The 17,782-nt window shown below is 50.3% G+C and carries 15 protein-coding genes and 1 pseudogene; 11 read left to right on the top strand and 5 right to left on the bottom strand.

Annotation, left to right across the window (positions count from 1 at the left end; translation table 11 throughout):
- Window positions 1-34: 34 nt before the first annotated feature.
- The 5 genes from yidC to ACYVAM_RS25755 all read left to right on the top strand — a co-directional run bounded on the left by yidC (window position 35) and on the right by ACYVAM_RS25755 (window position 6,686).
- A complete protein-coding gene (yidC, locus tag ACYVAM_RS25775) occupies window positions 35-1,915 on the top strand; it encodes a membrane protein insertase YidC (protein WP_461072492.1) in 1,881 nt (626 codons plus the stop codon).
- Between the two features lie 130 nt (window positions 1,916-2,045).
- Window positions 2,046-3,836, top strand: coding sequence for an amino acid ABC transporter substrate-binding protein (locus ACYVAM_RS25770; RefSeq protein ID WP_461072490.1), 1,791 nt, complete (start codon window positions 2,046-2,048; stop codon window positions 3,834-3,836).
- A gap of 24 nt (window positions 3,837-3,860) precedes the next feature.
- Window positions 3,861-5,153 carry a glutamate-1-semialdehyde 2,1-aminomutase gene (gene hemL, locus ACYVAM_RS25765; protein ID WP_461072488.1) on the top strand — a complete coding sequence of 431 codons (1,293 nt, stop codon included), beginning with the start codon at window positions 3,861-3,863 and terminating at the stop codon, window positions 5,151-5,153.
- A gap of 59 nt (window positions 5,154-5,212) precedes the next feature.
- Window positions 5,213-6,238 carry a glycosyltransferase family 2 protein gene (locus ACYVAM_RS25760; RefSeq protein WP_461072919.1) on the top strand — a complete coding sequence of 342 codons (1,026 nt, stop codon included), beginning with the start codon at window positions 5,213-5,215 and terminating at the stop codon, window positions 6,236-6,238.
- Window positions 6,239-6,329: 91 nt separating this feature from the next.
- Window positions 6,330-6,686, top strand: coding sequence for a hypothetical protein (locus ACYVAM_RS25755; RefSeq protein WP_461072486.1), 357 nt, complete (start codon window positions 6,330-6,332; stop codon window positions 6,684-6,686).
- A gap of 22 nt (window positions 6,687-6,708) precedes the next feature.
- On the opposite strand, the gene ACYVAM_RS25750 is transcribed toward ACYVAM_RS25755, so the two are convergent.
- The gene (locus ACYVAM_RS25750) at window positions 6,709-6,864 is read right to left on the bottom strand and encodes a hypothetical protein (protein ID WP_012926602.1); all 156 of its coding nucleotides are present in this window, start codon (window positions 6,862-6,864) and stop codon (window positions 6,709-6,711) included.
- Window positions 6,865-7,070: 206 nt separating this feature from the next.
- Here ACYVAM_RS25750 and hisS point away from each other — a divergent pair, with 206 nt between their 5' ends.
- A complete protein-coding gene (hisS, locus tag ACYVAM_RS25745) occupies window positions 7,071-8,435 on the top strand; it encodes a histidine--tRNA ligase (RefSeq protein WP_461072484.1) in 1,365 nt (454 codons plus the stop codon).
- A gap of 216 nt (window positions 8,436-8,651) precedes the next feature.
- On the opposite strand, the gene ACYVAM_RS25740 is transcribed toward hisS, so the two are convergent.
- From ACYVAM_RS25740 to ACYVAM_RS25730, 3 genes are all read right to left on the bottom strand, one after another.
- Complete coding sequence (locus tag ACYVAM_RS25740; protein WP_461072482.1) at window positions 8,652-9,539, bottom strand: serine kinase; 888 nt, start codon at window positions 9,537-9,539, stop codon at window positions 8,652-8,654.
- Between the two features lie 73 nt (window positions 9,540-9,612).
- Window positions 9,613-10,026, bottom strand: a complete 414-nt coding sequence (locus ACYVAM_RS25735; RefSeq protein ID WP_461072480.1) for a hypothetical protein — start codon at window positions 10,024-10,026, stop codon at window positions 9,613-9,615.
- A gap of 29 nt (window positions 10,027-10,055) precedes the next feature.
- A complete protein-coding gene (locus ACYVAM_RS25730) occupies window positions 10,056-10,634 on the bottom strand; it encodes a DUF4142 domain-containing protein (RefSeq protein ID WP_461072478.1) in 579 nt (192 codons plus the stop codon).
- A gap of 129 nt (window positions 10,635-10,763) precedes the next feature.
- Between ACYVAM_RS25730 and parS the strand changes: the two genes are divergently transcribed.
- The 5 genes and pseudogenes from parS to ACYVAM_RS25705 form a co-directional block, all read left to right on the top strand.
- Window positions 10,764-11,147 (top strand): type II RES/Xre toxin-antitoxin system antitoxin, encoded by a 384-nt coding sequence (gene parS, locus ACYVAM_RS25725; RefSeq protein WP_461072476.1) that lies wholly within the window; start codon window positions 10,764-10,766, stop codon window positions 11,145-11,147.
- Entirely contained in the window at window positions 11,147-11,596 is a 450-nt protein-coding gene (locus ACYVAM_RS25720; protein WP_461072474.1) for an RES family NAD+ phosphorylase, read from the top strand. Before parS ends, ACYVAM_RS25720 begins: the two co-directional genes overlap by 1 nt.
- A gap of 311 nt (window positions 11,597-11,907) precedes the next feature.
- Entirely contained in the window at window positions 11,908-14,424 is a 2,517-nt protein-coding gene (gene gyrA / locus ACYVAM_RS25715) for a DNA gyrase subunit A (protein WP_461072472.1), read from the top strand.
- Window positions 14,425-14,565: 141 nt separating this feature from the next.
- Window positions 14,566-16,011, top strand: coding sequence for a tetratricopeptide repeat protein (locus tag ACYVAM_RS25710; protein WP_461072470.1), 1,446 nt, complete (start codon window positions 14,566-14,568; stop codon window positions 16,009-16,011).
- 555 nt (window positions 16,012-16,566) lie between these two features.
- Window positions 16,567-17,037: pseudogene (locus ACYVAM_RS25705) on the top strand (SgcJ/EcaC family oxidoreductase); the annotation flags it as partial.
- Between the two features lie 135 nt (window positions 17,038-17,172).
- Here ACYVAM_RS25705 and ACYVAM_RS25700 read toward each other — a convergent pair.
- The gene (locus ACYVAM_RS25700; RefSeq protein ID WP_461072468.1) at window positions 17,173-17,685 is read right to left on the bottom strand and encodes a helix-turn-helix transcriptional regulator; all 513 of its coding nucleotides are present in this window, start codon (window positions 17,683-17,685) and stop codon (window positions 17,173-17,175) included.
- Window positions 17,686-17,782 lie beyond the last annotated feature (97 nt).

Below are 17,782 nucleotides of genomic sequence, written 5' to 3'. Positions count from 1 at the left end.
ACGAACTGCAAACTACGAACTACAAACTATAGAAATGGATCGTAATCAAATTATTGGCATTGTCCTGATTCTGGCGATGCTGGTTGGCTACCAGTTACTGGTACCAAAACCTGTGCCCGACGCGGCCCGTCAAGGGAAACAGACTGCCACACAAACACAGCCGACTAAACCAACCACCGCTTCCTCCACTACAGCCGGCATCAACAAAGGTGATTCGGCCGACCAGTCAATCGACTCAGCCGCCGTTAAAGCACAGTTTGGCGATTTTGCCGCCCTGGCTACGGGCCAGGCCCGCGATATTGTTATCGAGAATAAGGATATCAAACTCACCTTCAGCACACGGGGTGGCCGGGTAAAAGAAGTTGTTCTGAAGGATTACAAAACCTTCGATCAGAAACCGCTGGTCCTCATCGATGAAAACAGCAGCCAGACGGTTCTTAACCTGCCGACCAGCCGGGGAGCCGTCGATCTGCACAAATTGTATTACCAGACAACCACCCAAAGCGGAATGGTGAGTGGCCAGCCACAGCAGATCGTGTTTCGGGCCGAAGTGGCTCCGGGCCAGTCGGTGGAGCAGGTCTATACCATTCCCACTACAGGCTATGTGCTGGATTATGACCTGAAACTAAATGGACTGAACAATACCGTTACCAACGGGAATATTCAGTTCTTCTGGGAGGACAAAATGCGGCAGTACGAGAACGACTTGTCGAATAACCGCAAAGCCGCCACCATCAATTACCTGACGGCCGACGAAAGTTTCGAGAAACTGGCCGAGGGTGAAAGCAGTCAGGAGGTCACCGCCGAAGAGCCCGTGCAATGGTTTACCATCAAGCACAAGTATTTTCTGTCGGGCTTCGTGGCGAAGAACACCGCTTTCCCGAAGGCCAGCTTTAAAACCCTGGTTGATCCGGCCGACAGCAGTGTGGTCAAGACGGCCATTGCCGATGTAACGCTGCCTATCGCCGATGTCAAAGCTGGAAAAGGGCAGTACAAGTTTTTCTATGGCCCGAACGATTTTCAATTACTGGGCAAGGTAGCTCCGGAGTTCGATCAGAACGTTTACCTGGGGTATTCCATCCTGAAGCCGATCAACAAATACTTTTTTGTACCGGTGTTCAACTTCATGGGGCAGTTTATTACCAACTACGGGTTGCTGATCATTGCGCTGGTGGTGTTCGTGAAACTGATTCTAACACCGTTAACTTATAAGTCATACATCAGTATGGCGAAGATGCGGGTGTTACAGCCGGAGTTGAATGAGATGAAGGAGCGGGTTGGCGATGATATGGCCAAGCAGCAATCGGAGCAAATGAAGCTGTATCAGGAAGTGGGCGTCAGTCCGCTGAGCGGTTGCGTACCGGTATTGGCAACAATGCCGATTCTGTTCGCGCTGTTCATGCTCTTCCCGAACCTAATCGAGCTGCGTCAGAAATCCTTCCTGTGGGCCAGTGACTTGTCGACCTATGATGCGTTCATCAAATTTCCGGCCATCCCGTTCATTGGCAGTCACCTCAGTTTGTTTACGGTGCTGATGACGATGTCGTCGATTGCCTACGCGTATTACAATAACCAGACGACCCCAACCCAGCCGGGCCCGGTAAACATGAAAGCGATGAGTTACGTATTCCCGCTTATGTTCATGTTCGTCCTGAACTCGTATCCCGCTGGTCTGACGTTTTATTATTTTGTCTCGAACGTTGTCACCATTGCGCAGCAGTTGCTCATTCGCCGGTTTGTCGACGAAGATAAAATTAAGGCCGTACTGGACGAGAACCGACGGAAAAACGCGGCTGGTGAAGGCAAAAAGCCCGGTGGTTTCCAGGCACTTCTGCAAAAACAACTGGCCGCTGCCGAAGAAGCACGTAAACAGGCTGACGAAGCCCAACGCAGAGCAAAATCAAAAAACAAGTAAGTATACCGGCCTGCCAGGGTGATGAAGCGTAAAAACAGGTTTAGGTATGTTTCGTACGGTTGTCTTTGGCCAGTCTTTATTCGCAAAAGCAACGCGTTAGCGTTGCTTTTGTGTAGTAACCCTACTCATTATGCATGACACATTTCATTGGTTTCGACAGGTAGCACTACTCTTCGTTGGGTTGGTGAGCTGGCAGCTTGCCCCGGCACAGGTCGCTCCCGATGTACAAAGACGTTATTCATCCGCCGTAAAACTGGTACAGGCCGGTGATTATACCCGTGCTAAAGCAGAACTCAACGTGCTGATTCAGCAGCGTGGGGTTTTAGCCCCTTATGCCAGTTATTATTATGCCCTTGCGGCCTATCGGCAGAAAGAGTACAACCAGTCCCGGCTCATGCTCAAACAGCTCATGGAGCTGTTTCCAGACTGGCGAAAAATGGACGATGCCAGTTATCTTTTTGCCGCCAACTGCCTGGAAATGGGCCAGTATGAAGATGCGCTGACCACGCTCCAGACGATTACTGATCCGTCGCTGCGGCCTTACAGCGCCAAACTGGAACAAAATTTTATTCCCCGATTAACGGACCTTACCCGAATCAAGCAGTTGAACAGGTCCTTTCCGAATGACCGGGTGATAGGGTTGCATTTAATTGATCTAATTCAGCGGACGGCCAGTGATAAGGACGATCTGGAATTGTCGGATCGGTTAACCAACCGGTTTGGCGTTCCTCCTGCACAGGCCACAGCGCCTGCTGCTGGCAATGCTCCCGCATCAGGCACTCGTCCGACCACGGCAGGAACACAACCGGGCAGAAATTCGCGACCTAAGGGCTATTACAATGTGGCGGTTATGTTTCCGTTTCGGGTCGACGAGTTCAACAGTGATAAGCGACTGCGGTCGAGCCAGTATGTGTATGATCTCTACAATGGAATAAAACTGGCCAAAGCTAAACTGCAGGAGGAAGGAATTACGGTCAACCTGTTTGCCTACGACCTCGACAATGATGCCAATAAAGCGCTTGAACTGGTCAATAGCCCCGCTTTTGCCCAGACCGATCTGATCATTGGTCCCTTGTATGCGGAGCCCAATCGGATTGCTTCTGCGTATGCCAACCAGAACAATATTCTGCTTCTGAATCCAATTGCGACCAGTAGTGAACTGGTCGCCAATCAGCCTATGTCTTTCCTGGCGCAACCCTCCATCAGTCAGCAGGCCCAGAAAGTTGCCGAACAGGTTCGTAACCTCAACGGCCTTCGCCGGGCAGCGATCTATTTTGGGGCGAGCCGTAAAGATTCCTTATTGGCTAGCGCCTATCAGGCAGAACTGACGCAACAAAATATTAAAATAGTCGATTTTCGAAAACTGAGCGGTAGCGCCCAGGCGATGGCCGATGCCATGCAGCTTGCCGGGACAGCTGCTTCTACGCGTCCCGCCAGTGGGACGGCTCAACAAGCGGGTATACCGCTGGGTCATGTCTTTTTTGCCAGCAGCAACGATGATGATGGTCCCCGGATGCTTGAAGCATTAAGTCGCCGGAAGGTGAGTGGTCCTTTGATCGCCACAGCCTCGGCCTTCGACTTCTATAAAAATCCGATGTCAACCTTCACCCGTCGGGAGTTGTATTTGCTGTATCCCGATTTTATGGATCCGGCACGAGAGCCCGTCAATCTATTTCAGGAAGAATACATCGCCAAACGCAATACGATTCCCTCCGTTTTTGCGAGTGAAGGGTATGACATGATGCTCTTTTTTGGGCGTCAGCTGGCAAAAAACGGGCTTCAGTCGCGAAATCGAAGCAATTTGCGCTCCGATACGGATGACTACCTGTTATCCGGGTTTGATTATACACAAAGCAATGACAATCAAATCGTTCCCATCGTAAAGTATGAGGATGGACGGTTTATAAAAATTAATGATTGAGTCATTCAGTCAGTCTTTCAAAAGATGACAACGAGCGAACAACTATTTGAAAAAGCGAAGACCCTGATTCCCGGTGGGGTTAACTCACCCGTTCGGGCGTTTCGGGCTGTGGGCGGATCCCCCCTCTTTATCAAGTCGGCCAAAGGGCCTTATCTGTTTGATGAGGATGGTCGGCAATACATCGAACTGATCAACTCCTGGGGCCCAATGATTTTGGGTCATGCCTTTGAACCGGTTGAAAAAGCCGTTCGCGATGCCATTCAGGACTCGTTCTCCTTTGGGGCACCTACCAGGAAGGAAGTGGAAATGGCAGAGCTAATTGTTGCTATGGTTCCATCGGTTGAGAAAGTCCGGATGGTCAACTCGGGTACCGAAGCGACCATGGCCGCCATTCGGGTGGCGCGCGGGTTCACGGGTCGCGACAAGATCATCAAGTTTGAAGGCTGCTACCACGGTCATGGGGATTCGTTTCTGATTGCCGCTGGGAGTGGCGCCATGACGATGGGTATTCCCGATAGTCCCGGGGTGACCAAAGCGACCGCTGCCGATACTCTCACCGCGCCATATAACGATCTGGCTTCGGTTGAAGCCTTGCTGGACAGAAACCATAACCAGGTAGCGGCCATTATTCTGGAACCGGTGGTCGGAAACATGGGGTGTGTGCTGCCCGAACCGGGTTTTCTGCAGGGCCTTCGTGATCTCTGCGATAAACATGGTGTTGTCTTTATTTTCGATGAGGTCATGACCGGTTTCCGGCTGGCCAAAGGGGGCGCTCAGGAACGGTTCGGAATTACGCCTGACCTGACGACCATGGGAAAAATCATTGGTGGTGGCATGCCCGTTGGTGCCTATGGCGGCCGGGCTGACATCATGAACATGGTCGCTCCGGCCGGACCCGTCTACCAGGCCGGTACTTTATCGGGGAATCCGATTGCCATGTCGGCGGGATTAGCCATGTTGCATCACCTGAACGATCACCCGGAGGTATACACGCGGCTGGAGGAAATCGGACAAACCCTCACTGATGGGTTCCGGGCTGGTTTACAGAAGGCAGGATTACCCTATACGATCAATCACATCGGGTCCATGTTTACGCTGTTCATGACGGAGCGATCGGTAACTAACTTTACCGAAGCCAAATCCTGCGACATTCCGAAGTTTGGCCGCTATTTCCACGCCATGCTGGAGCGGGGCATCTACCTGGCTCCCTCGCAGTTTGAGAGTCTGTTCCTATCCGTTGCCCTGACCGATGACCTGGTCGCCCAGATCATTCAGGCTAATGAAGAAAGCCTTCTGGTCATGATGAAGGATGAATGATACAGGATGAACAGGCTATCATTCATCCTTCACCCTTCATCCTTCATCCTTCATTTACCGTGTTTTTCTCGATCATCATTCCCGTTTTCAACCGCCCCGATGAGCTCCGCGAGTTGCTGATAAGTCTGACAAAACAGACATATCAGCAATTTGAAGTACTGGTGATTGAAGACGGATCGGTTGACAAAGCGGATGGCGTGGTGAGTGACTTTTCGGATCAGCTCGATATCCGCTATTTTTTTAAGGAAAATTCAGGGCAGGGGTTCACCCGTAATTATGGGTTCGAGCGGGCCCGGGGCGATTATTTTGTCATCTTTGATTCCGATGCGCTTGTTCCCCCGCACTATTTTTCTGTCGTTTCCCAACGGCTTGCCGGGGAACCCGGGTCGGCACGGCCAACGCTTGATGCTTACGGTGGCCCTGATGCGGCTCATCCTGATTTTACGCCCATTCAGAAAGCGATCAGCTATTCTATGACATCCCCCTTTACGACCGGTGGAATTCGGGGTAGTAAAAAGAATCTGGGCGGGACCTATCATCCCCGTAGTTTTAATATGGGCTTGTCTCGAACCGTATGGGAAACCATTGGCGGGTATAAGCTGAGCCGGATGGGGGAGGATATTGAATTTGCCATTCGGATCATCGAAAACGGCTTCCGTACAGGCCTGATTCCAGACGCTTTCATTTACCACAAACGACGGACCAATTTCAGCCAGTTCTATCGCCAGACACGGTTTTTCGGTCGGGCCCGCATCAATATATCGCGGTATTACCCGGCTGAACTCAAGCTGGTTCATGCATTTCCCGCTTTATTTACGCTCTTTGTTTATTCCGTACCGATCTGGGCGTTCATTAGTCCTGTCCTGTTTGGGGCAGCGGTGGGCATTCTGATAATTATCTCGCTGCTCATTCTGATCGACGCCACCCGAAAAGAGAAAAGCCTGCAGGTTGGTCTGTTCAGTGTCATCGCTGCGTTTGTGCAGTTGATCGGTTATGGAACAGGCTTTCTGACAGAAGGTTGGAAGCGGTTCAGAGAGCCCAGCGGATTTCGGGAAACCGGAGCCTCTATTGATTATCCGGCCTAATGCCAACGGATGTTACGTAAAAAGTGAAGAATGTTAACGAAATTCGCTGCCGTAACGTTATCCACCTGAATCCCCGCGATACCTATAGCGTATGTCGAAACTTACTAAACCACCTGGTCAACGATTAGTGAAACGCATGAGTACCCGAACAAAGGGGCTGATTGTGGCTCCGCTGGGTTTGCTTTTGTGTAGTGTCGGCTTGTGTGTATTTAGTGAAGCGGCTCAGGCAAAGCACCTGGATGCCCCATTTCGGCAGTGGTTTCTCTGGGGGGTGTACAGCCTGATTCTTTTTAATGGGGGCCTGTTGCTTTTTGGTCAGGCCGTTCGGTATCGGGCCCAGCTGGATTATCGTCGGTTTGTTCGTCGTGAACTCAAGAAGCGGGATCGAGAATGGGCTCGCCTGCGCCCAAAACGAAAAGCCTCACCAGGTAAGGGTGAGGCTAAATAATCGTAGCTGGACGTCGGCGCGATTAAGCGGCTTTCTTTTCGGCAAACGACGCTTTGATGGCTTCTACATCGACATTCTTGATGGTTGGCTTACGCAGCAATTGTTTGATGGCATTGGTCTTGTTATTGGCAATAGCCCGGTTGCGACGAGCCTTCCGCTTCAGTTCTGTTACTCCCATGATTGTATCTTTTTAACGTGTCAGTTCAAAATCAGAGCGCAAAAATACGATTTTTTTGGACAGAACGGTAAATGTGCCTCGTTTTTTATCCTGTTAATGCCTTCATTTTCCTCTATATACGCTGTGAAGAACATGCTTTTGGCATGAACTGGACAAAATCAGCAACTTCCTGCTCATACTGTACGCCTGTTCTTTAATTTTGCGGTATGCAAAAACCCACTTTGCCGAAAGGCACCCGTGATTTTGGCCCGGAGCAGATGAGCAAACGGCTGTTTATATTCAATACCATTCGGGAAACCTTCAAACGCTTTGGCTTTCAGCCCCTTGAAACGCCATCTATGGAGAATCTGTCGACGCTGACGGGTAAATATGGGGATGAAGGGGACCAGCTTCTGTTCAAAATTCTTAATTCCGGCGATTTTGCCGCCCCTGTAACAGAACTTGATCTGGCTGCGGGTTCTAAAAAGTTAACCCCGAAAATTGCGGAGAAAGGCCTCCGATATGACCTGACCGTACCGTTCGCCCGCTATGTGGTCATGAATCGGAATGCGCTCACAATGCCCTTCAAACGCTACCAGATGCAACCCGTCTGGCGCGCTGACCGGCCACAAAAAGGCCGTTATCGGGAGTTTTACCAATGTGATGCCGACGTCGTTGGTACGGATTCGCTCCTGTGCGAAGCGGAGATCGTGCTGATGATCCATGAGGTGTTTCAGAACCTGAACATTCAGGATTTTACGGTAAAAATTAACAATCGCAAAATTCTGGCGGGCATTGCCGAAGTCATTGGCGTACCCGGTCAGGAGGGGACGTTGAGCGTGGCGATTGATAAGCTGGATAAAATTGGCAAAGAGAAGGTGTTGGACGAACTACGGGAGCGAGGCTTTTCCAACGAGACGGCGACTAATCTAGAGCCACTTTTTTCCTTTACTACCCTCGATTTAACGCAGGTAATGGCGCAGTTGAAAACCTGGCTGGCGACCTCGGAACTTGCTCAGAAAGGAATTACGGAGCTTGAAGAAACGCTATTGCTGGTTAGTCAATATGGCCTACCGGACGCTCATATCGAGTTTGATCCGACTCTGGCACGTGGCCTCTCGTACTATACGGGGGCAATCTTCGAAGTGAAGGCCAATGGCGTCAGTATTGGCAGCGTTAGCGGGGGAGGGCGCTATGATAACCTGACCGGTGCCTTTGGGATGCCGGGCCTGTCGGGGGTAGGCATTTCATTTGGTGTGGATCGAATTTATGACGTCATGGATGAACTGAGCCTGTTTCCGCCTGCGGCCGGTCAGGGTACCCAGGTACTCGTCATCCCGTTCGATGCCGACGCACGTTCGGTCGCCTTACCCTTGCTACGGCAACTCCGGACGGCCAATGTTGCCGCCGAGCTGTATCCCGATCTGACGAAAGTGAAGAAGATGCTCGACTATGCGAATGCCAAAGCCATTCCATTTGTGGTGCTGATCGGCTCAGAAGAGGTGCAAACCGGTCTCTTGTCGCTCAAGAATATGGTTACCGGCGAACAACGGAAAATTACGCCAGCGGAGTTGGTACAACAGGTAGGCTGAGCCGTTGCGTTTTTCCGTGGGCCGTATCCTCTCCGGCACGGTGCTGTAGGCAGCCAATGTTTGTAGAAAAATAGATCATTTTTTCTCTTTCTGATCGCGTAGCGATCCAACTAACTACCCGTTGGATCGCTACGCGACCGAAACAAGATGTATACATACGCTAGCTTTCCTTACGCCCATTCATACAGATGGGTAGGCCGTTTTAGACAAGCTCCTTCAGAACGTTTGCACGAACCGGTCCAGCGCGTCAAATCCATTGGGTCGTTTTAGTTGGTTGATCGCGGCAACCTGAGCAATGCGTAGGGCTTGCTGAAAATGCGTTTGCAGGTAGGAGCCCGTTAACAGTTGAATGGGTAGTGGAAAATGTTTGAGCAGTTCGACCGGTGCCAGTAAAGGCCTGATCGGCTCACTTTTTCTGCGCGAGTTTTGCGGGTAAAGCAGTGTAATGCTCCGGATAGGAACCGGGCTTCTGGGGAAAGTAGCCAAGGGTTGGTTAACCAGGAACTTGGTGGCACCTTCAAAGGACGGTTCGAGGGTCGATTCGTCAAAGGCGAGGCCATCGACGGTATTCTTCCAGATCTTGTACTGGCCGAAAGCCGGAACAACAAACGGGTTGTTATCGATGAGCTTGATGGCGACCAGGTCATCGGTCAATACCGTATGGCCAGCTTTTCCAAAGGCCGCTGCGGTGGTCGACTTCCCCGCGCCGGGTATGCCTAAAAATACGGCGGCTTCCTGGTTAACCCGAACAGCGCTACCATGCAGCAGAAAAAGTCCCCGTTGGTATAAAATCAGGCCGATGACTTCACTGAGCAGAAAGAGCCGTAAGGTGCCTTCATCAGCTCCTTCGTTCTGGTAGGTAATATGATTCCCGTGGGCCACCTCAAAGCGGCCAATGCCTGGCCAGTTCAAGAGAATACTCGTCGGAGTCAGGCCCAGCCTGGCGCGTACGCCCCGGCGCTGGATGCGGGTAGGGCGATTGGCTCGTTGGGGAAGGAGGCCCTCTTTTATGAAAATGTCGGTCTCGTTGGTCGATTCCTGTAAAACGCCGGTAAAATCGATACTCGTTTCGAGGGTTAAGCCAAAGGCCAGGTATTTTCTCATTCGGTAAGTAATCGCAAGAGTAACGCCCTCAAAAGTAGAAAAAATATGAGCCGTTACCGCCGATTCATAACCGTCAGCGTTGATTGACCTTTTTCTTTGGTGTTGCTCCCTGACTCGCGGCCTTCTCGTTCGGCATCTTTTTGGGTTGGCTTTTTGCCGAGCCATTTGACCCGTCCGGCGATTTCGTTCTGTTCTTAGCACCGATTGGCGGCACATACATATAGGCCCGGGAGGCTCCTTCGTCGGCGATGGTCATGCTGGACGCACTGGTTTCGGCCGCGCGCTTCCCTTCGGTTAGATATCCTGATCCGGTCGAGGCTGTTGACCCGCCACTGCGTCCGCCGGTGGTCGATTGGGCCTGGCCCGATACCGCAAGGCTCATTGCCAGAACGAGAGTCGTTGTTGTGATGATCGTTTTCATGGGTTGACCGCTGAATTGTCTGTTGACGCTGTTAATAAAAAAGCCCCGGCTATGAGGTTCAGTCATAACAGGGGCGTTTCTGGTTTGTTTACGAATTAGTCGATCTTTTTATCAATGGCATTGATACTTTCCATGTGCTTTTGCAGCGTAGGCAGGGTTTTGGCCGCAAAGCTTTTCACCGCTGGGTTCGCTTTGTCATCGTCGGCTGTCTTCTTGAACAAGTCGATATCTTCTTTGTGATCATCGACCATCATGCTTACATATTTCTTGTCGAACTCAGCACCCGATAATTTGGCCATTTCGTTCACGTGCTTTTGCTCATCTTCACCCAGGGTGGTTGGGAGAGTGATATTTTGCGTAGCAGCTATGGTTTTGAGTTCCTCGTTGGCTTTCGAGTGATCGGCAACCATCATCGCTCCGAACTCTTTTACATCTTTACTCTGGCCTTTTTCCTGCGCCAGCCGACCCAGTTCTACTTCCAGCATACCCCCATTGGCGGCTTTCACCGCAAACTCATTGGTATCTTCCGGCTGGCCCGTGCCGGCATCCTCCTTGGCCTCATTGGCATTTTCTGCGTGTTCAACGCTGTCATCGCTTTCTTTTTTCTTGTCGCTGCAAGCCTGGAAACTCAGGGTGCTGATGGCGAGGAGTAGTAGCAAACTTACTTTTTTCATAACGTGCTTTCTGTTTAGTGAACCTGTAATAAGAACCATATTTGACCCATTAGGTTTTGAACGAGTCGAGGAACCGGAATTTTTGGACAAAATTCTGTGTTTGTTAGACAAATTTCCTATGTTTGCGTCATGATTTTATCCGATCGTATATCACTCGTTTTTCTGGCACTAAAAGGCGTCCCGGCTACCCGTTTCTTCGAAATCGCCGACCTGACTGGCTATAAACGGGAGCATCTGGCCGAGGTATTCGATACGTCGCTCAAGACGTTTCAGCGGTACGAGCGTGAGCAGAAATCCCTGAATCCCCAGGACAGTGAAAAGGTGCTTAAAATAATGGCCCTCTTCCAGACAGGCGAGTCCGTGTTTGGTACGGCTGATTCGTTTCGGCGCTGGATGGATAAACCCGCTTATGGGCTGGGCAACCAGATTCCGTTCGACCTGTTGCATACGTCCGGCGGGATTGACTTAGTGATGGATGAACTTACCCGGATCGAATACGGGGACCTGGCCTAATGCTCGTTTATCGAATTACGAAAGCCGCTTATGCCGACCGGCTGGTTGCGTCGGGGGGAGCTGCCCGTTGGAACAGTCGTGGCCAGTTCGTCATCTATACCGCTGCCACGCGGGCACTCGCCTGCCTGGAGAACGTGGTGCACCGGGGGAGCGAAGGCCTGTCGAGCACGTTTCGGGTAATGGTCATCGACATACCCGATACCTTGCGCATCGAAACCGTTGACCCCCAAACGCTGCCCATGGACTGGGTTGATTATCAGCAGTACAAGAGTTGTCAGCCAATAGGAGGGGAGTGGCTGAGCAGTTATCGCTCTGCCGTCTTGCGGGTCCCGTCAGCCATTATTCCCAACGAATGGAATTACCTCTTAAATCCTGCCCATCCCGATTTCTCCGGCATTCGGTTGGTGCAGACAGAGCCCTTTATTTTTGATCCCAGGATTAAAGAATAAGTTGGTATATGGGTTTCGGTGTACGAAGAACCGGCTCCGGAATGCGCTCCGGAATAGCCTGAATGGCAACCCATAAATGTCTTGTGTTTTAGTTGAAATAGAATTGTATTTCATTTAGATGATGTTAGCGCCTGGATTTATCATTTCTTACCCGGAGGAGAGACGTTTCCTGGGCTCATTTACCCCCACTGGGCGCGATTTTAAGGGATTATTTCTCTTTTCTCCTGAAAATTTTGTATATTTGTCTATAGAGCGGTTTATGCGCAGTGTGTAAGCCGGAATAGTAATTTTCTGCGAAACTCCTTTGTCACATGGCGGACGAAACTCCCGACCTCGAAACTCCCAGTAATATCATTCCCATCAATATTGAAGACGAAATGCGGGGTGCGTACATTGATTATTCCATGTCCGTTATCATCTCGCGTGCGTTGCCCGATGTTCGTGACGGCCTGAAGCCTGTTCACCGCCGGGTCTTGTTTGGTATGGCAGAATTGGGGGTGAACTATAATAAGCCTCATAAAAAATCGGCCCGTATCGTTGGGGAGGTACTGGGTAAATATCACCCACACGGTGATTCATCGGTCTACGACACCATGGTTCGTATGGCGCAGGATTGGTCGCTGCGGTATCCACTCGTGGATGGGCAGGGCAACTTCGGCTCCATCGACGGCGATTCACCGGCGGCTATGCGGTACACCGAAGCTCGTCTGAAACGCATCGCCGATGAACTACTGACCGATATATACAAAGAGACGGTTGACTTTCAGGGAAACTTCGATGATTCCCTGCTGGAGCCTACCGTCATGCCGGCCAAGTTACCGAACTTACTGTTAAACGGTTCGTCGGGTATTGCCGTCGGGATGGCCACGAACATGGCTCCCCATAACCTGACCGAAGTCGTCGACGGAATTCTGGCGTATCTGGAAAACTACGATATTACGATCGAGGAACTGATGCAGTTCGTCAAGGCGCCGGACTTCCCGACGGGCGCGACGATCTACGGCATGGAAGGGGTTAAGTCGGCCTTTCTGACGGGTCGCGGGCGCGTGGTGATGCGGGCTCATGCGACGATCGAAGAAAATCGGGGCAAGACCCAGATCATCGTCACGGATGTGCCGTACATGGTCAACAAAGCCGTCATGCTCGAAAAAACGGCGGAGCTCATCAACGATAAGAAAATTGAGGGCATCACGGCTTTCCGGGACGAATCGGATCGGGATGGGCTACGGGTCGTCTATGATCTCCGGAAAGACGCCATTCCGAACGTCGTTCTGAACAATCTTTACAAGCATACCGCGCTGCAGTCATCGTTTAGTATCAACAACGTCGCTCTGGTCAAAGGGCGTCCGATGATGCTGAACCTGAAAGATATGATGAAGTATTATGTCGAGCACCGGTTCGAGGTAATTACCCGTCGTACGCAGTATGAGTTGCGTGAAGCTGAAAAACGGGCGCATATCCTGGAGGGGCTGTTGATTGCGCTGGATAACATCGACGCCGTAATTAATTTGATTCGTTCGTCGCGTGATCCGGAAGTAGCCCGAACCGGCCTCATGTCGCAGTTTAGTCTGAGCGATCTTCAGGCCAAAGCCATTCTGGAAATGCGTTTACAGCGTCTGACCGGACTGGAGCGGGACAAACTACAGGCTGAGTACGATGAGCTGATGAAAGAAATTGCTGACCTGAAAGAGATTCTGGCCAGTGAAGAACGCAAACGTCAGGTCATCCGGGAAGAACTCACCGATATTCGTGCCCGCTACGGCGACGAACGCCGGACCGAGATCAACGCGCTTGGGGATGGCAACATCAGTGACCTGTCGCTGATTGCCGACGAGGACATGGTGATTACCATTTCGCACGAAGGCTATATCAAGCGGACCCCCACCACCGAATACCGGTCGCAGGGGCGGGGAGGAGTAGGGGCCAAAGCGGCTGCCTCGAAAGAGGAAGACTTTACGGAGCACCTGTTCACGGCGACCATGCACAACACCCTGCTGGCCTTTACGCAGAAAGGGCGTCTATACTGGTTGCCTGTTTATGAGCTTCCCGAAGGTTCCCGCCTGTCAAAAGGTCGGCCGCTCGCTAATTTTATTAATATTGAGTCGGACGATAAAGTTCGGGCGGTCATCAACGTGACGGACCTGAAAAACGAGGACTACATCAATAATAATTACATTGTGATGTGTACCCGGAAAGGGACCATCAAGAAAACCATGCTGGAAGCTTACTCCCGTCCCCGTCAGAACGGCATCATTGCTATTACCATCGATGAGGATGATCAGTTGCTCGGCGTTTGTATGACCAATGGCGATAATGACATTGTCATCGCGTCCAGCGCGGGTAAAGCCGTTCGTTTCCACGAAAGCCGGGTTCGGCCTATGGGACGTACTGCGGCCGGTGTACGGGGTATTTCCCTGGATGAGGAAGACACCACCGATCATGTGATTGGCATGGTCTGTATCTCGTCGGCCGATGCGCAATTGCTGGTTGTATCGCAGAATGGCTATGGAAAACGCTCCGATATCGATGGGTACCGGATCACCAACCGGGGGGCCAAAGGGGTCGGTACGCTCAAAGTAACCGAGAAAGTGGGTCGGCTGGTGGCAGTGCTGGATGTAGCGGATAACGATGACCTGATGATCATCAATAAGTCGGGCATTGCCATCCGGACGCCGGTCGATGCGATCAGCGTTATTGGCCGCAACACCCAGGGCGTCCGGCTCATCAAGCTAAATGATGGGGACGAAATCTCATCGGTAACTAAAATTAAACGGGAAGAAGGAGAGGAGCTCATCGCGGCTGAACCCGAGCCCATTGTTGCCGAGTAGTACGTTCATTCTGTAAGTTGAGCCGCCCGAACTGATTAATCAATCAGTCGGGCGGCTCAAACATTTTAAGGTGGGTCATGCTTATACAGTCAGATTCCGTAATTTCGTTTCTTAATAAGAAAACACAACCCCAGTTTACACATGAAACAAGTTTTTGTAATTCTCGCTGCATGTCTCCTGACAACGGGAGTATATGCTCAGGCACAGCAAGGCAATACGGCGGCTGATCTTGCCATGGAAACCTCAAAGAAGGAAAAGGAGAAAAGCGATAAGGATATTACCGATGCCAAAGCGGCTGCCAAGGCCAGTACCTGGATGGATCGGGCCAAGATTTATGAAAATATTGCGTCCAGTGGATTTATGAAAATAGATTCTGCGGCAGCAACGGTCGCTTATGATTCCTTCAAGAAAGTCATTGAATTGGACAAGGACAAAAAAGGGGGACCGGGCAAACTGGCCAAAGAAGCCGAAGAGGCTCTGAAGGCACCCGTCATGGCAACGGCGTTCATGCAGCAGGGCGTGGCCAAGTTTCAGTCTAAAAACTACGCTGATGCGATGAAGGCAATGTCGATCGCGGGAGACATCAACCCCAAGGATACCCTGGCGCCCCTGTACACGGCTATTGCGGCTCAACAGATCAAAGATAACGCCACTGCGAAGACCCAGCTGGAGAAGTACATCGCTGGTGGGGGGAAGGATGCGGCCATCTACGGTTCGTTAGCCATGTTGTACCGCGGTGATAATGAGATTGACAAGGCGCTGGCTGCCCTGGACAAAGGCATTGCTCTGGCTCCAGCGAACAAGGATCTGGCTAATGAAAAGATCAACATCATGCTCTCGTCGAACCGGATGGATGAAGCCATTAGCGGGATGAAGGCGATGGTTGAGAAAGATCCTAACAATGTACAGAACCTGGTCAACCTGTCGATTGTCTATAACAACATTGCCCATAAAGGTGATGAGGAAATGCGGAAGCTGGAAGGAGATTCCAAGAAAGGTGGCAATACGGCTAAGCAACTGGCGGATGGCAAAAGCATCATTGATGCGTATAATAGTGAGATTGCCCGGTTGTCGGCCAGCATTAAAAAAACACCCAAGCCGGAGTTGAAGCGCCAACTGGCCGATGTTCAGAAACGGCTGGCTGAACAAAAAGTAGAAGTTGCCAAGTTAGAAGCCGATGCTAAAGCGGCTGCTGCCGGTGCGGCTGGTGCTACGGATAGCGCCAAACGGTTAGCTGAACTCAAGGAAGCACAAAAGCAAAGCCTGACCCAGGAGAAGATGTACCTGGACAAAGCCCTGGCTATTGATCCCAATAACTATGATGCCAACTTCAACACGGCCGTTTTTCTCTTCAATGAAGCGGTTGAAATGAAACGTGGTGTCGACCGGATGGACATGGCTGAGTATAACAAGAATGGCAAAGAACTGGACGGAAAGGTTTGCGGTAAATTCAAGCAGTCGCTGCCGTACTTTACCAAAGCTAAGTCGATTAAAGATGAAGCTGATGTAAATGAAAACCTGACGAACCTGCAGAATATTCTGAAGCAGTACGAAGAGAAGAAGATCGTTTGCATCGAGAGTAAATAACAAATAGGGGCAGTAGCTACGGGTGCTGTCCCTATTTAATAAAAACTTTACTTAACATAATATAAATTATATAACAAATTAATCCGGGTAATCCACAGAGTTATTCACAACGTATCCACGTGGAACACTAAAGCATTGCTTTACAAGGAGTTAGGTAATTATTCGCCTAAAATAGGGCTTAGAAGGCCCAAAAGCGGTGTTTTTAGGTAGAAAGCAGTCCTGATCAATGTGAATTTGTAAAGATTACCCGTAGATAAACTCGGCCTTAGGGACATAAAAACAGACATCAACTTTCGCTAGAAGGATTCCTGTATACCGTGATGGGAATTCTTATTGACGAGCGACCGATTAGCAACCGCTGACTCAAATGAGTATCTACCATGAAACGGATTTGACTAGATTACAAACGCATACTAATCAACTTACGCAGGTTAATGAAACGATCTATACTCCTCATACCATTAAGCTTTGTCTTGCCACGGTTGGCTAAGGCGCAAACGGGCGATGAGAAAGTAATGAAGGCTCTAGTAGCCGGTTTTCGACACGGCCTTTAAGGCACACGATACCAAAGTTTCTGCGGCTACAGTTGCTGAGGATGCCGACTTTACCAATTGGGTCGGTCAGTCGGCACATGGACGCGCCTATATTGAGCCGGTTTATGTATCAGTCCTTACGATAATCTATAAAAATGGCACTCAGAAAATAAAGGATAGCCAGGTTCGCTTTATCCGGCCCGATGTGGCATCTGTCGATATTCGGGCCGATGCAACAGGTGGTAAACCCCCCGATGGCAAAGACGTTCCCCAGCAAGTTATGTCAAATAGGAATTCGCCTAGGGTAAATCCAGACTCTCCTACTTGGACGTTACAGGGTATACAATTCAGCAAAGGCCACTCGTCCAAAGCTTCACAATCAGTGCGGACCGCTCGTTCATCAGCTAACCAAATTTGGTACATATGGCCGCGAGGCCAGTTCGTGATGGAAGAAATGAAAGCCAACCAATTACCTAGCAAACTGTGCAGATAGTGTGCTGGCTGTTCCTGCGCTAATCCTGCATCCCTTAAACAATCGTTTCCCGGGTTAGCTAATAGTTGGTCAAGACAGGTGAAGGATGTTATCCCTACCAGGTACGTGTACGTCCTACCTGGGTTTAATTCCTTACTAGGTAGAAGGCATATATTCTTTGAACGAGCCATCTGTATAAAAGATCAGAATGCGCTCTACCTTTTTATCGATGTTAGCAATGGGGTTCGTTGGTTCTACTGGGCCAGGCAGTGTATCAACGGGTATCTGTTCGGGCATGTGGACTGGGGGAATCTCATTCCGCTGACTACGGATACCAGGCGACTGGCTTGAATAAGAAGCAGAGGAAGATGGCTGTACTGAGCTAAAGCGATCTGTTCGCTCGATAACAGGTCGTGGTTGATTCCGATTACCATAGCCCGATGAAGTGGATTGATTGACCTGCTGGCTTTCTTCCTCCATAATCCATTCGTAGCCAAGCTCAGGAAATCGACGTATAATTTTTTGAATAATATCGAAGCTTGGGCGATTACGTCCGGATAAGATATGGGATATACTGGATCGTTGTACACCAATCTCATCAGCGAAATAAGACGGAGTTAAATTCTTATCCAGCAGGATCTGTTTAATTTTGTCATTTATATTTATCATACACGTTATAATAGGATTGGGTTTACTAGTACAAATATAAATGTAATGTGGTTTGTTTATGTAAATTTACAAAATAAAATAGCCACACTATTGGGTG

This window comes from Spirosoma horti, from assembly GCF_054776595.1.
The sequence above is the reverse complement of the archived record's forward strand: the minus strand, read 5'-3'. Positions and strand labels throughout refer to the sequence as shown.